Annotated in this window: 13 protein-coding genes; 5 read left to right on the plus strand and 8 right to left on the minus strand. The window is 67.6% G+C overall.

Annotated features, from left to right (window positions below; translation table 11 throughout):
* The first annotated feature begins 5 nt into the window (after positions 1–5).
* Both QMO14_RS16665 and QMO14_RS16670 read left to right on the plus strand, forming a co-directional pair.
* Positions 6–998: an ABC transporter ATP-binding protein gene (locus tag QMO14_RS16665; RefSeq protein WP_301508594.1), complete on the plus strand. Its 993-nt coding sequence runs from the start codon at positions 6–8 to the stop codon at positions 996–998.
* A 16-nt stretch (positions 999–1,014) separates the two neighbouring features.
* Positions 1,015–2,475: an amidohydrolase family protein gene (locus QMO14_RS16670; protein ID WP_301508457.1), complete on the plus strand. Its 1,461-nt coding sequence runs from the start codon at positions 1,015–1,017 to the stop codon at positions 2,473–2,475.
* A gap of 18 nt (positions 2,476–2,493) precedes the next feature.
* On the opposite strand, the gene QMO14_RS16675 is transcribed toward QMO14_RS16670, so the two are convergent.
* The 5 genes from QMO14_RS16675 to QMO14_RS16695 all read right to left on the minus strand — a co-directional run bounded on the left by QMO14_RS16675 (position 2,494) and on the right by QMO14_RS16695 (position 6,586).
* Positions 2,494–2,697, minus strand: a complete 204-nt coding sequence (locus tag QMO14_RS16675; RefSeq protein ID WP_301508459.1) for a hypothetical protein — start codon at positions 2,695–2,697, stop codon at positions 2,494–2,496.
* Between the two features lie 114 nt (positions 2,698–2,811).
* Positions 2,812–3,705 carry a ZIP family metal transporter gene (locus tag QMO14_RS16680; protein WP_301508461.1) on the minus strand — a complete coding sequence of 298 codons (894 nt, stop codon included), beginning with the start codon at positions 3,703–3,705 and terminating at the stop codon, positions 2,812–2,814.
* 120 nt (positions 3,706–3,825) lie between these two features.
* Positions 3,826–4,725 (minus strand): dienelactone hydrolase family protein, encoded by a 900-nt coding sequence (locus QMO14_RS16685; RefSeq protein ID WP_301508462.1) that lies wholly within the window; start codon positions 4,723–4,725, stop codon positions 3,826–3,828.
* 104 nt (positions 4,726–4,829) lie between these two features.
* Complete coding sequence (locus QMO14_RS16690) at positions 4,830–5,579, minus strand: aspartate/glutamate racemase family protein (protein ID WP_301508466.1); 750 nt, start codon at positions 5,577–5,579, stop codon at positions 4,830–4,832.
* Between the two features lie 116 nt (positions 5,580–5,695).
* Complete coding sequence (locus QMO14_RS16695; protein WP_301508468.1) at positions 5,696–6,586, minus strand: transporter substrate-binding domain-containing protein; 891 nt, start codon at positions 6,584–6,586, stop codon at positions 5,696–5,698.
* Positions 6,587–6,779: 193 nt separating this feature from the next.
* On the opposite strand from QMO14_RS16695, the gene QMO14_RS16700 reads away from it, so the two are divergent.
* Complete coding sequence (locus tag QMO14_RS16700) at positions 6,780–7,991, plus strand: D-amino acid dehydrogenase (RefSeq protein ID WP_301508469.1); 1,212 nt, start codon at positions 6,780–6,782, stop codon at positions 7,989–7,991.
* Here QMO14_RS16700 and QMO14_RS16705 read toward each other — a convergent pair.
* The 3 genes from QMO14_RS16705 to polA all read right to left on the minus strand — a co-directional run bounded on the left by QMO14_RS16705 (position 7,988) and on the right by polA (position 13,109).
* Entirely contained in the window at positions 7,988–8,890 is a 903-nt protein-coding gene (locus tag QMO14_RS16705; protein ID WP_301508470.1) for a LysR family transcriptional regulator, read from the minus strand. The genes QMO14_RS16700 and QMO14_RS16705 overlap by 4 nt on opposite strands.
* 14 nt (positions 8,891–8,904) lie before the next feature.
* A complete protein-coding gene (locus QMO14_RS16710) occupies positions 8,905–10,197 on the minus strand; it encodes a M20/M25/M40 family metallo-hydrolase (RefSeq protein WP_301508471.1) in 1,293 nt (430 codons plus the stop codon).
* A 92-nt stretch (positions 10,198–10,289) separates the two neighbouring features.
* Positions 10,290–13,109 carry a DNA polymerase I gene (polA, locus tag QMO14_RS16715; protein WP_301508472.1) on the minus strand — a complete coding sequence of 940 codons (2,820 nt, stop codon included), beginning with the start codon at positions 13,107–13,109 and terminating at the stop codon, positions 10,290–10,292.
* Positions 13,110–13,206: 97 nt separating this feature from the next.
* On the opposite strand from polA, the gene QMO14_RS16720 reads away from it, so the two are divergent.
* Both QMO14_RS16720 and QMO14_RS16725 read left to right on the plus strand, forming a co-directional pair.
* On the plus strand, positions 13,207–13,578 hold the full coding sequence (locus QMO14_RS16720) for a hypothetical protein (protein ID WP_301508473.1): 372 nt from the start codon (positions 13,207–13,209) through the stop codon (positions 13,576–13,578).
* A 58-nt stretch (positions 13,579–13,636) separates the two neighbouring features.
* Positions 13,637–14,704: a homoserine kinase gene (locus QMO14_RS16725; protein ID WP_301508474.1), complete on the plus strand. Its 1,068-nt coding sequence runs from the start codon at positions 13,637–13,639 to the stop codon at positions 14,702–14,704.
* The last annotated feature ends 8 nt before the right edge of the window (positions 14,705–14,712 follow it).

The following is a 14,712-nucleotide window of genomic DNA, read 5'->3' on the forward strand; positions in this document are numbered from 1 at the left end:
GCCACATGACGACCGCTGCTGCAAAGCCGCTGCTGCAGGTGCGCAACCTGCGAAAGCACTACACCACGCCCAAGCGCTGGCTGCGGCCGGCCCGGCCGGCGATCCAGGCGGTGGACGGCGTTTCCTTCTCGGTCGCGCGCGGCGAGACGCTATCGCTGGTGGGTGAATCAGGCTGCGGCAAGACGACCACGGCCAAGTCGGTGCTGCGGCTGGTGGAGCCCAGCGCGGGCTCGGTGCAGCTCGAAGGCGAGGAACTGCTGACGCTCTCCGCGAACGAGATGCGCATGCGCCGGCGGCAGCTGCAGATCATCTTCCAGGACCCGTATGCCTCGCTGAACCCGCGCCTGACGGCCGGCGACATCGTGGCCGAGCCCATGCGCAACTTCGGCATGGGCGCGGCGGCCGAGCGGCGCGAGCGCGTGCAGTGGCTGTTCTCGCGCGTGGGGCTGCGGCCGGAGGCGGCGAAGAAGTTTCCGCACGAGTTCTCGGGCGGGCAGCGCCAGCGCCTGGGCATCGCGCGGGCACTGGCGCTGAACCCGAAGCTGATCGTGTGCGACGAGCCCGTGTCGGCGCTCGACGTGTCGGTGCAGGCGCAGGTGGTCAACCTGCTGATGGACCTGCAGGCCGAGTTCGGCATCGCCTACCTCTTCGTGGCGCACGACCTCGCGGTGGTTCGGCACATCAGCCACCGGGTGGCGGTGATGTACCTCGGCCACATCGTGGAGATCGCCGAGCGCGACACGCTGTTCTCGGCGCCGCTGCATCCGTACACCGAGATCCTCCTGTCGGCCGTGCCGGTGCCCAACCCGCGCACACCGGCGCGCCGCATGCTGCTGCAGGGCGATCCGCCGAGCCCGGCGAACCCGCCTTCGGGCTGCCGCTTCCACACCCGCTGCCCGATGGCGCAGGCGGTGTGCAAGGAGAAGGCACCCGAGCTGGGCGAGAGGCCGTCGTCATCCGCGAACGGAAGCCATCTGGTCGCCTGCCATTTCCGCTGAAGAAAGGATTTCTCCCGTGTCCGAAAAGCCATCTCACTACGAACTTCTGATCCGCGGCGGCACCGTGATCGACGGCACCAAGGCGCCGCGATTCGATGCCGACATCGGCATCGTGGGCGACCGCATCGTCGCCATCGGCAAGCTCGCGGGCCACACGGCGGAACAGACGATCGACGCCACCGGCCGCATCGTCGCGCCGGGCTTCATCGACTCGCACACGCACGACGACCAGGCTGTGCTGTCGCAGGCGCAGATGCCCTTCAAGGTGTCGCAGGGCGTGACCACGGTGGTGGCGGGCAACTGCGGCATCAGCGCCGCACCGCTGCGCGCCGACATGGACCTGCCCATGCCGCTGAGCCTGCTCGATTCGCCCGCCGAGGGCCGCTTCACCAGCTTCGCCGCGTACCTCGACGCGCTTCGCGCGACGCCATCGTCGGTGAACGTCGCCGCGATGGTGGGCCATTCGACCCTGCGCGCCGTGGCGATGGCCGACCTCGACCGCCCCGCGAACGAGGCCGAGATCAAGGCCATGCAGGCGATGGTCGAGGAAGCGATGCAGGCCGGCGCCATCGGCCTTTCGACCGGCACCTTCTACCCGCCCGCGGTGAAGGCGACGACCGAGGAGATCATCGAGGTCGGCCGCCCGCTCAGCGCGCGCAAGGCGCTGTACGTGACCCATATGCGCGACGAAAGCGACCGCGTGATGGAGTCGCTGGAGGAAACCTTCCACATCGGCCGGGCGCTGGGCATTCCGGTGGTGGTGTCGCACCACAAGGTGCAGAACACGCGCAACTTCGGCAAGACGAAGGTGACGCTGCCCTTCATCCAGGAGGCGATGAAGCACCAGTGCATCGGGCTCGACTGCTACCCGTACACCGCCGGCTCCACCATGATCCGCACCGACCGCGGGATGATGGAAGGCCGCGTGCTCATCGCCTCGAGCGTGCCGCACCCCGAGTGCGCGGGCCGCGACCTGAAGGACATCGCGGCCGGATGGGGCGTGTCGGGCGAGGAGGCGGCCAGGCGGCTGCAGCCCGGCAGCGCCATCTATTTCATGATGGACGAGGACGACGTGCAGCGCATCCTCGCCTTCGACGAGACCATGATCGGCTCCGACGGCATTCCGCTGGGCGACAAGCCGCATCCGCGCCTGTGGGGCACCTTCCCGCGCGTGCTGGGGCATTACAGCCGCGACGTCGGCCTGTTCCCGCTGGAGACTGCCGTGTGGAAGATGACCGGGCTTACCGCCCGCAACTTCGGCCTGCACGAGCGCGGCACGCTGAAGCCGGGCCACCACGCCGACGTGGTGATCTTCGATGCCGCGACGGTGCGCGACACCGCGAACTACGAATCGCCGATGCAGCCGGCCGAAGGCATCGACGCGGTGATCGTGAATGGCGCCCTCACCTGGCGCAACGGGGCGCACTGCGGGATGCGCAACGGGCAGGTGATCACGCGGCGCGAAGCGACTGCGTGAGGGCGGCCTGAGCGGGGCTCAGTCGGGCGCGTTCATGACCCGGTCGAATTCTTCGTCGGCCGGCACGTTGTCCGCGTCGAGTTCGCTCGCGTCGGAGAGATCGATACCCGTTTCTTCCGAGAGATCGTCGCCCACGTCGATGTCGGGCTCCTCGAAATCGTCGACGGGCGTGTTGTCCTCATCGTCTTCGGCGGGCGAAGCGGATCGCGCGGTGGCGTTCATGATCTGTTCCTCGGCTGATTTCTGACTGGCCCCCTATGGTGCGCCTGTTTCAGCCGTTACGGTTCATCCGGCGCGAGGCTTCGGTGTCGGAAAGTTTCGCGCCAGGCCGGAAGATCAGTCCTTGTGCACGTGTCCATGCTCACCGTGGCCGGGGTCGTCATGGCCGTGCTCGTGCCCATGCTCGCCGTGGGCGAGGCGGCTCACCAGCGTGACCAGTACGATGCCCGCCGCCAGCCACAGGATCTGCGCGGCCGTCTGGCGGGCCGGCAGGCGCTTCTGCAGCTGCGGAATCAGGTCGGCCAGCGCCACGTAGACAAAGCTGCTGCCGGCCAGCACCAGGAAGTACGGCAGCAGGCCGTGCAACTGGTCGACCAGCCACCAGCCCGCGATGCCGCCCAGTGCGGTCATGGTGCCGGCGAGCGACACCTTCACCAGCGCCGCGCGCTGGTTGGCCGAGCTCTGGCGCAGCACGACGAGGTCGCCGATGTGGTGCGGAATTTCGTGCGCCAGCACCGCCAGCGCGGCCACGAGGCCCAGGCGGATGTCGGCGGTGAAGGCCGAGGCGATCAGGATGCCGTCGCCGAAGCAGTGCACGCTGTCGCCCGTCAGCACGGCCCAGCCGCCGGTGCGGGGGCCGTGGTCGTGGGAATGACCATGGGCGTGGTCATGTCCGTGGTGATCGTGGCCGTCCGCCCCGTTCTTCTCTTCGCCGTGATGGTGCTCGTGCCCGTGGTGCCACAACTCCGCCTTGTCGAGCAGGAAGAAGAACACCAGTCCGAACAGCAGCACACCGAACAGCAGCGCGGGCTCGATGCGGCTTTCGAAGGCCTCGGGCAGCAGGTGCATGAACGCGGTGGCGAGCAGCGCGCCGGCCGCCAGGCTCAGCAGGTGCTGCGGGTTCACGCCGCCCGAGCCGCTGCGCACGCCCACCTTCAACAGCAGGGCCGCGACCCAGACGCTTCCGATACCGGCAACCAGGGTCGCCGCGATGATGACTATCAAATTCATAGCTGCTTGCGCAAGAAAGACGGCCGCCGGAACTGTTTCAGGGGCCGCATACCGTTCATAAAAAGAGAAAGGCCGTCACGCGGACGGCCTTCGGCGGGGGTTGGCTGACGGGCGCCGTCTTCAGGCGACGCCGTTGGCTTTGAACCAGGCCGTGGCACGCTGCCAGCCGTCTTCCGCCGCACTTTTCACGTAGCTGGGGCGGTAGTCGGCATGGAACGCGTGACCCGCTTCGGGATACACTACGAAGCTCGACGCCTTGGCCGCCGGGGTTCCGGTTGCCAGAGCCGCTTTCATCTTATCAACCGTGTCAAGGGGGATGCCCTGATCTTTTCCGCCGTAGAGGCCGAGCACCGGCGCCTGCAGGCTTGCGGCGATGTCGATGGGGTGCTTCGGGGTCAGATCGCTGGCCTGGCCGACCAGCCGGCCGTACCAGGCAACGCCCGCCTTGACCTTGCCCGTGGCCGCATAGAGCCAGACGATGCGCCCGCCCCAGCAGAAGCCGGTGATGCCGGCCTTGCTGGTGTCGCCGCCGTTGGCCCTGGCATAGGCCAGCGCGCCGTCGAGGTCCGCCATGACCTGCGCGTCGGGCACCTTGGAGACGATGTCGGCCTGCAGCTTCGGGATGTCGGTGTAGCCGCGCGGGTCGCCCTGGCGCGCATACAGCTCGGGCGCGATGGCCAGGTAGCCGAGCCTGGCGAAGCGGCGGCAGGTGTCGGCAATGTATTCGTGCACGCCGAAGATCTCCTGCACCACCAGGATCACGGGCAGGCCGGTCTTCCCGGCGGGCGCTGCCGCATAGGCGGGCACGTCGAAGCCGTTGACGGTGTACTTGATGGGGCCGGCCTTCAGACCGTCGGCCGGGGTGCCGATGGCGGTCTGCGCCATCACCGGCATCACCGCGGCCGCATAGCCGACGCCGATGGCGGCCTTGATGGCGGTGCGGCGGGTGGCACCCTGCTCGGTGCTGCCGCCGGGGCGAAGCGAATCGAAGTCGGAACGGCTGTCGTCGTCGAGAGGCATGTATCGGGCTCCGGTTGGATCGTCGGACAAGGGACGTGGCGTTGTGGAAAAACGCACGCCGCAATGTAGGCGAAATCGGCTGGTGGCCCTATGTCCCCCAAACTTCAATGGGGTTGGCGCGCTGCGTAGGCCCGCCGGGCCAGCGCGGCCGCCAGTACCTGCGCCGGGTCGACCAGATCAAGCCCCGCCACCGCAGCCGAGCCCTGCAGGCCCAGCGGCACCTCGGTGCAGCCCATGATGATGGTGATCGCGCCGTGTCGTTCGGCCAGCCCCAGGGCCACCTCCGAAAAGCACCGCTCGGCCAATTGCATGTTGCCGGCCTTCACGCCGTCGAAGATGCCGCGCGTGATGGCCTGGCGCTCTTCGGGCAACGGCACATGGCAGTCCAGCCCGGCTTCGGCCAGGGCCTGCTCGTAGAGCCGCACGCGATAGGTGCCCTCGGTAGCCATCAGTGCCACGCTGCTTGCGCCCCGCGCGGCCAGGTGCCGAGCGGTCTCCCGCGCCATGTGCAGCAGCTCGATCTGCGGAAAGCGCTGCTGCAGGTCGGCGTGCCAGGCATGCGCCGTGTTGCAGGCGATGGCCACGGTCCTGCTGCCGAGCGCGGCAAGCCGGCCGATGGCCTGCAGCATCGGCTCCAACGGCTGATGCGCGCCCTGATTGGTGGAGGCCAGCGCGTCGGTGCGGTCGGGCACCGGCACCTGCGCGAGCCAGTGCTCGGGAAAGGACTGGTCGCGCACCGGTTCGCCGCGCGCGCGCAGCTGCTGCGCGCAGGCCTGCACGAACAGCCGCACGAAATCGGCGCCCGCCGCAGGCCCCATGCCGCCAAGAATGCCGACGACGTTGGTCGAACTCATGATCTCTCTATCTCTGTTTCTGCAATGCCGCGGAACCGGCTTCGCCGCTGCGCTGGCATCGCCCCCGGAAGGGGGTTGGCGCAGCGCCACGAAGTCCGCGCGGCGTGGGGGTGAACTCAGGTCGCGGGCTTGTCGCTGAGGGCTTTGAGGTTCTCTTTCAGCTGCGGGCTCATCGGCAGGTTGAGCGGCACGTTCTTCGGCGGGATCGGCTGCATGAACCACTTGTTGTAGAGCTTCTCGAATTCGCCGCTCTTCATCAGGCCCGCGAAGGTGTCGTCCACCAGCTTCTTGAAGGCGGGGTCGTCCTTGGGCAGCATGCAGGCGTAGGGTTCCACCTGCAGCGAGTCGCCAACCACCTCGTAGTCGCCCGGCGTCTTGGCATTGGCGATCAAGCCGTACAGCAGGATGTCGTCCATGGCGAAGGCCACGGCGCGGTCGCTCTCGAGCAGCAGGAAGGCATCGGCGTGGTCCTTGCCGAGCACGAGGTCGATGCCGAGGTTCTTCTCGATGTTGTACTTGCGCATGACCAGGACGTTGGTGGTGCCGGTGGTACTGGCCACGGTCTTCTTCGCGAGGTCGGCGTAGTTCCTGATGTTGGAGGACTTCTTCACCAGCAGTCGCGTGCCGGTATAGAAATGGTTGATGGCGAAGGCCACGTCCTTGCCGCGCGCCGTGTTGTTGGTGGTGGAGCCGCACTCCAGGTCGATGGTGCCGTTGGTGATCAGCGGGATTCGGTTCTGCGAGGTCACGGGCATCAGCGCCACCTGCAGGTTGGGTTTGTTCAGTTTTTTCTTCACGGCCTCGACCACGGCATTGGAGAGATCGACCGAGAACCCGATGGGCTTGCCGGGTCCGTCGAGATAACTGAAGGGCACAGACGATTCACGGTATGCCAGAGTGATCTTGCCGGACTCGGCGATCTTGGCGAGCGTGTCGGCGGCCTGCGCGCCTGTTGCGGCGAAAAGCAGCGAGGCGACCATGGAAGCCATCAGGACAGGGAGTTTCATTCGAGCCTTCAAACGGTTGAGCTGAACAGGCGACCAGTGTAGGAACGGGCGAAACAAAACCACAAATTCCAATAGCAAGCTGATCCATGCCCAAAGGTTATGGGCGGGAGTTCTTTTGGCATTTCCGCACCGGGCCGCGCGCGCCTACAGTCGCATTCACCGTTCTCAATTCAATCTCCGGAAAGCTGCTTCCATGCATGTGTGTGTGCTCGGTGCCGGCATCGTGGGCCTGGCGACCGCCTGGCAGCTCGAGCGCCAGGGCCATCAGGTCACCGTGATCGACCGCGCCGCCCCCGGCTCGGGCGCGAGCGGCGGCAACGGCGCGCAACTCAGCTACTCGTACGTGCAGCCGCTGGCCGATCCATCGATCTGGAAGCAGCTGCCCAAGCTGCTGCTGTCGTCCACCTCGCCACTCAAGCTGCGCCCGCAGCTCGATCCGCTGCAATGGCGCTGGGGCATGGAATTTCTCGCAGCCTGCAACGCGCGCACCTCGCGCGACACCACCGCACGGCTGCTGGAACTGGCCGCGTCGAGCCGCGTCGAGTTCGAGGCCATGCGCGCCGAGCTCTCGCCCGACTGCGATTTCTCCGCCACCGGCAAGCTGGTGCTGTACGCCAGCGCCGCCTCGCTCGAAGGCGCACGCGGGCAGCTCGAACTTCAGCGCACCATGGGCAGCGAGCAGCGGCTGGTGACGCCCGAGGAATGCATCGCCATCGAGCCCGCACTGGCCAGCTACCGCGACCGGATGGCCGGCGCCGTCTACACGCCGAGCGAATGCGCGGCCGACTGCCTCAAGGTGTGCATCGAACTGACGCGGTCCCTGGGCGCACGCGGCGTGCGCTTCGTGTCCGGCATCGAGGTGCACGGCTTCGTGCGCAGCGGAAGCCGCATCGCCGCCGCGCGCAGCGGCAGCGGCGACGTGGAAGCCGATGCCTTCGTGATGGCGCTGGGCTCCGCATCGCACAAGCTGGGGCGTGCGCTCGGCGCCTACCTGCCGGTGTATCCGCTCAAGGGCTACAGCATCACGGTCGACGTCGACCCCGCACCCGGCGCCGCGCCTCGCGTGAACGTGACCGACAGCGCGCGCAAGGTGGTGTTCGCGCGCATCGGCTCTCGCCTGCGCGTGGCAGGCATGGCCGAACTCGTCGGGCACGACGCGAGCATTCCGGCCACGCGCATCGAGACGCTGGCAGCAGCCACGCGCGCCCTCTTCCCGCACGCGAGCCGGCTTGAGGATCTGCACCCGTGGACCGGCATGCGCCCCGCCACGCCCAGGGGGCTTCCGATCATCGGCCGGCTGGAGAGCGCGCCATCGAACATGCTGTTCAACACCGGACACGGCGCGCTGGGCTTCACGCTGGCCTTCGGCTCGGCGCTGCGCATCGCGCAGGCGTTGCAGCCCTAGATCGCTTCCTGGATAGCCTGCTGCATGCAGCGGGTGATGCCGCGCACCGCCACCGAGTCTGGCCGCGCCGCGAAGCGCAGTGCACGAATCGGCACCGGAATGTGGGGCTCCAGCGTCAGCACATCGACCTTTTCGCGGTCGGCCGAGCGCGCGGTGCAGCCATCGACCAGCGCCACGCCGATGCCATGGTGCGCCATGGCCAACGCGGCGTGATAGGTCTGCACCGTCACCACCGCCTGCTGGAAGCCCACGCCCGCCTGCCGGCAGGCCTGGCTCAGGCTGGTGCCGACGGGGTCGCGGCTGTCCAGGCCGATCACCGGCCGGTCGACCAGATCGTGCAGCGCCACCGAGCCGTTGCGCACCAGCGCACGGGGCAGCATGCCCTTGGGCGCGATGCACACCATGCGGCTGTCGGCCAGCGTCTCCTGCGTGAGCGAGGGATGCACCGCGGGGCTGAAGGCGAAGCCCACGTCGGCCTCCTGCAGCAGCAGCGCCGACATGATCTGCGGCGAATGCAGCGACTCCACCGTGATCGCGTAGCCCGGATGCTTCTCGCGGAAGGCCTTGAGCGCACGCGGCAGGATGTCGTAGCTCAGCGCCAGCACGCTCAGGATGCGCAGCTCGCCCGTGTCGCCCGCGGTGCGCAGGTTGGCGGCGAGCCGCTGTACCTCGTCGAGCTGGGCGAACAGCCGCTCGATGTGAGGGTACAGCGTGAGCGCCTCGGTGGTCGGTGTGAGCCGACCCTTGGCGCGCTGGAAGAGCGGAAAGCCCAGCTGCTGCTCCGCGTGCTGCAGCGTGCGGCTCACCGCCGGCTGCGTGATGTTGATGAGCCGCGCCGCCGCGCTCACACTACCCGTGAGCATGATCGCGTTGAAGACTTCGATATGGCGCAGTCGCATCGCGAGCGAAGGGCTCAGTTGCCCGAAGGTGCCTTGCCTCGGGCGAGGTCCATCACCATGCGCGTGCCGAGGTACAGGCGCGGTTCGATCGAGTTGATGAGCACGTATTCAGCGTCTGCCGAGTGCGCGCCGAAGCCCTGCAGTCCGAAGCGCTCGATGACGGGAGCCTTGGTCTTCAGCGCGGCGAAGGCAGCATCGGTGCCGCCGCCGGCGGCCTTGTCGTCCGCGCCCAGCGGCAGGCCGAGCTCTTCCTTGTAGATCTGCTGCGCGTGGCGGACCAGGGCGCGCGAGGCGTCGGTGGCTTCCAGTGGCGGGCGGCGGCGCTCGAACTTCAGCTCGACCTTCGCCTCGGGAATGAGCTGCTTCTTCACGCGCTCGTTCACCTGCTGCTCGATGCGGTCGTAGTCGCTCACCTTCAGCACGCGCACGTCGGCAGCCGCAGTGGCGCTGGCAGGGATCACGTTGCGGTTGGTGCCCGACTTGGAGATGGTCCAGTTCATCTTCAGGCCCGTGGCGGGGTCCGAGAGGTCGCGCATCTGCAGGATCTGGTGCGAGAGCTCATAGAGCGCATTCACGCCCAGTTCGGGCGCCGAGCCCGCATGCGAGGCCTTGCCCGTCACGTGCAGCGTGACCGAGGCGATGCCCGCCGTGGCGAGCGAGAGCTTGTCTTCCTTGACGTAGGCGCCCTCGAAGGACAGCACCGCGTCATGCTCGCCGCCCATGCGCGTGATGAGCGCGCGGGCGCCGGGCGAGCTGATTTCCTCGTCACCGTTGATGAGCACGGTGAGCGTGCCGTAGTCCTTGAACTTCATCGCCTGCAGCATCGACACGATGTGCGTGATGACGGCCACGCCCTGCTTGTCGTCGGCGATGCCCAGGCCGTAGGCCTTGTCGCCGTCGATGCGAAAGGGCTGCTTGTTGATCATGCCCACGGTGTAGACCGTGTCCATGTGCGCGATCAGCAGGATCTTCTTCTTGCCGGTGCCCTTGAAAGTGGCGCGCATCACGCGGCCGATTTTCTCGGGCGTGTCCTCCATGCGGTAGGCATCGGCGCTCGGGTCGATCAGCTCGACTTCGCCGCCCAGCGCCTTGAACTTCGCGGCGATGAGGTCGGAGATCTTCTCGAGGCCGTCGAGGTCGCGGCTGCCCGACTCGATGGAGACCAGCTCCTTCAGCGTCTCGAGCAGGGCCGGCTTTTCCTTGGCGGCGAGCGCGGCGATCTTGGCGTCGGGCGCCGCGAAGGCGGTGCCGAGGAAGGCGGCGCAGACGGCGGCGAGCAGGAATTTGCGGTGCGGGAATCGGTTCATGTTCTCGGGTTTCTTTCTTCTCTGGCTTACTGGTTGTCTCATCCTTGTTCGGTCCCTGCTCTCTTCTTGTTCCTGCCTGTCCATTGTCCCGTTCAGTGCGCCTTGTCCCAGTTGGGACCGACGCCGATCTCGGCGAGCAGCGGCACCTTCAGCGAGGCGACGCCGGCCATGATGCGCGGGATCTCGGTACGCACCCACTCGACCTCGGCCTCGGGCACCTCGAACACCAGTTCGTCGTGTACCTGCATGATCATCTTCGTGGCGCGCTTCTCCTCGTCAAGCACGTTCTGTACCTTCACCATGCTGAGCTTGATGAGGTCGGCCGCCGTGCCCTGCATCGGCGCGTTGATGGCCGCGCGCTCGGCGCCGCCGCGGCGCGGGCCATTGGGCGAGTTGATCTCTGGCAGGTACAGGCGCCGGCCGAACACGGTTTCGACATAGCCCTGCTCCTTGGCGAGCGCCTTGGTCTCGTCCATGTAGGCCTTCACGCCCGGATAGCGCGCGAAGTAGCGCTCGATGTACGAGGCCGCGGCCTTGTTCTCGATGCCCAGGTTCTTGGCCAGGCCGAAGCTGCTCATGCCGTAGATCAGGCCGAAATTGATGACCTTGGCGTAGCGGCGCTGCTCGCTCGAAACCTGGTCGGGCGTGGAGCCGAACACTTCGGCGGCCGTGGCGCGGTGCACGTCGATGCCGTCGGTGAAGGCGCGCAGCAGCGATTCGTCGCCACTGATGTGGGCCATGATGCGCAGCTCGATCTGCGAGTAGTCGGCGCTGGCGATCACGCTGCCGGCAGGCGCCACGAAGGCCTCGCGCACGCGCCGGCCTTCGGGCGTGCGGATCGGGATGTTCTGCAGGTTGGGATCGTTGCTGCTCAGCCGGCCGGTGACGGCCACCGCCTGCGCATAGTGCGTATGCACGCGGCCGGTGCGCGGGTTGGCGAGCTGGCCGAGCTTGTCGGTGTAGGTGCCCTTGAGCTTCGACAGGCTGCGGTGCTCGAGGATCTTGGCCGGCAGCGGGTAGTCTTCGGCCAGCTTCTCCAGCACCTCTTCGTCGGTGCTGGGCGCACCGCTCGGCGTCTTCTTGACCACGGGCAGGCCCAGCTTGGTGAAGAAGATCTCGCCGATCTGCTTGGGCGAGCCGAGGTTGAAGGGCTGGCCCGCGATGTCGTAGGCCTCCTGCTCCAGTTCCATGATGCGCTTGCCGAGCTCGTGGCTCTGCGCGGCCAGCGTGGGTGCGTCGATCAGCACGCCGTTGCGCTCCACCCGATAGAGCGCCTCGCTCGAATCCATTTCGAGCTGGTAGATGAAGCCCAGCTTCTCGTCGGCCTGCAGGCGCGGCCACAGCGTGTTGTGCACGTCCAGCGTCTGGTCGCTGTCCTCGCACGAGTATTCGGCGGCCTTGGCGATGTCGACCTGGCTGAACGGGATCTGGTGCGCGCCCTTGCCGCACAGGTCTTCGTACGAGATGCCGCTGCGGCCCAAATGGCGCTCGGCCAGGCTGGAGAGGCCGTGCGGCTTGTGCACTTCGAGCACATAGCTCTGCAGCATGGTGTCGTGCGCGTAGCCCTGCACCTCGATGCCGTGGTTGGCGAACACATGCCGGTCGTACTTGATGTGCTGGCCGAGCTTCTTCTTGGCGCCGTTCTCCAGCCAGGGCCTGAGCTTTGCCAGCACTTCGTCGAGCGGCAACTGCTCGGGCGCGTCGGGGTAGTTGTGCGCGAGCGGGATGTAAGCCGCCTCGCCTGGCGTGACGCTGAAGCTGATGCCGACGATCTGCGCGACCATCTCGTCCAGCGAGGTGGTCTCGGTGTCGATGGCGGCCAGCTCCGCCGCCTCGAGCTTCGCGAGCCAGCCGTCGAGCTGCTCCCAGGTAGTGATGGTGTCGTACTTCAGGTTGCTGGCGGGAGAAGCCGCCTCCAGCGCCTGCATGTCGGAGGGCTCGTCGAACAGGCCGCCCTGGTCGGAGCCGGCCGCGGCTGAAGCCGCCTTCTTCTTGTTGTTTTCCTCGATCAGCTCGGGCGGCACGGCCTGCGTCTCGAGCGCCTTGACCAGGCTCTTGAAGCCGAACTTCTCATAGAACGGCTTCAGCTCGGCCGTCTGCGGCGCGCCCACCGGCAGGCCTTCGAGCGAGGGCAGGCCCGTGACGTGGCCATCGAGGTCGCAGTCGGTGCGGATGGTCACGAGGCGCCTGCTCAGCGGCAGCTGGTCCATGGCCTGGCGCAGGTTCTCGCCCGCCGCGCCCTTCACTTCGGCGGCGCGTTCGATCAGCGCGTCGAGCGAGCCGTATTCGAGCAGCCACTTCGCGGCCGTCTTGGGGCCCACCTTGGGAACGCCGGGCACGTTGTCGACCGAGTCGCCCACCAGCGTCTGGTAGTCGATCATCAGGTTGGGCGGCACGCCAAACTCGGCCGTGACGCCGGTCACGTCGCGCCTCTTGCCGTTCATCGTGTCGATGATGGTGATGTGCTCGTCGACCAGCTGGCTCAGGTCCTTGTCGCCGCTGGATACGATGACTTCGATGCCCTGCGAGGCGGCGACCCTGGCGAGCGTGCCGATGACGTCGTCGGCCTCCACATCGGGCACGCTGAGCACGGGCCAGCCGAGCAGCTTCACCACTTCGTGGATGGGTTCGATCTGGCTGCGCAGGTCGTCGGGCATCGGCGAGCGGTTGGCCTTGTACTCGGGGTACCAGTCGTCGCGGAAAGTCTTGCCGGGGGCGTCGAAGATGCAGGCCGCGTAGTCCGCGCGCACCTCGCGGCGCAGCGCGGTCATCATGTTGATCATTCCGCGGATGGCGCCGGTCGCCGGGCTCTTGGGGTCGCCGGGCACGGCCCGCAGGTCGGGCATGGCGTGGAAGGCGCGGTAAAGGTAGCTCGAGCCATCGACGAGCAGCAGCGTTTTCTTGTCGGTCATCGGGCCATTTTGCCGTGCCCGCGCCGGCGCCCGGAACCACGACAGCGCGAGGTGTCAACCGACGGTCCGCAAGCGGCTGCGAGCCTACAATGCAGGCATGCCTAGCTCCACACTCCTGGTCGCCCGCCGCATCCTGCTGGCGCTGGCCTTCGCAACTCCCTTTGCCGCCGTGCAGGCGCAGCAGGCCACGCCCGCCCCCGCGGCGGCTCCGGCCGAGACGCTCCCAAATCAGGAGCAGGCCAAGGCAGAGGGCCGGCGCAACCAGAAGGTGGAAAACATCCACACCGAGGACAGCGGCGCCTCTGTCGACGAAGTCCGCTACGGCGGCCGCACCCAGAGCATCAACGTCAAGCCCAAGTCGAACATGCCCGGCTACGAAGTGTTGCCGGCAGACGCCGCCACGGGCCGCCAGGGTTCGAGCGAAACAGGCGCCAACGGCCCCCGCGTCTGGAACGTGATGAAGTTCTGACCGCAATGAGGTCTTCCGTTCTGGTTTTCGCGGCAGCAATGCGGCGCTGAGTACCGCCATGGCAGTTTTTACCGAAGTCGGCTTCGGCGAGGCAGACGCGCTCGTCCAGAGCCTGGGGCTGGGCCCGCTGCGCGAGCTGCGCGGCATCGAGGGCGGCATCGAGAACACCAACTACTTCGCGACCACCGAGTCCGGCGAGTTCGTGCTGACGCTGTTCGAGCGCCTGAGCGCCGAACAGCTGCCTTACTACCTTTGCCTGATGAAGCACCTGGCGGACGCCGGCCTGCCGGTGCCCGCGCCGGTCGCGCTGCCCCGGCCGGAGCCTGAAGCCGTCGGCAAGCCCCGCAAGGGCCAGCAGCCGCCGGTGCCGGCCGAGGCTGCGTGCGACCTGCTGCACCTGGTCGCCGGCAAGCCGGCCGCCGTCGTGCAGAAGCTCTCGGGCCGCAGCGAGCTGGCTCCGACCGCCACTCACTGCACCGAACTGGGCGCGATGCTGGCGCGCATGCACCTCGCGGGGCGCGACTACCCGCGCATCCAGCCCAACCTGCGCGGCCTGCCCTGGTGGAACGAGACTGTGCCGGTCGTGCTGCCGTACATCGAGGAGCATCAGGCCGCCCTGCTGCGTGCCGAGCTGGCCTACCAGAACCACGTCGCCGAGTCGTCGGCCTATGCGGCGTTGCCGCGCGGCCCGGTGCACGCCGACATGTTCCGCGACAACGTGATGTTCGCGACCGACGGCCAAGCCGATGACGCCCCGCGCCTGACCGGCGTGTTCGACTTCTATTTCGCCGGAACCGACACCTGGCTGTTCGATCTGGCCGTGTGCCTGAACGACTGGGCCATCGACCTGCCGACCGGCCGCCACGACGCCGAGCGCGCCGACGCGCTGCTGTCGGCCTACGAATCCGTGCGCGCGCTGAACGCGGCCGAGCGTGCCCTGCTGCCCGCGATGCTGCGCGCCGCCGCGCTGCGCTTCTGGATTTCCCGCCTCTGGGACTTCCATCTGCCGCGCGAGGCGAGCATGCTCAAGCCCCATGACCCCACGCATTTCGAGCGCGTGCTGCGCGACCGCGCCACCCATCCGCATGCCATGGCGCAGGCCCTCGAGCCGCTGCTGGCTGCCTGACCTTCACA

The sequence above is a fragment of the Variovorax sp. CAN15 genome (assembly GCF_030462475.1).
Taxonomy (GTDB): Bacteria; Pseudomonadota; Gammaproteobacteria; order Burkholderiales; family Burkholderiaceae_C; genus Variovorax.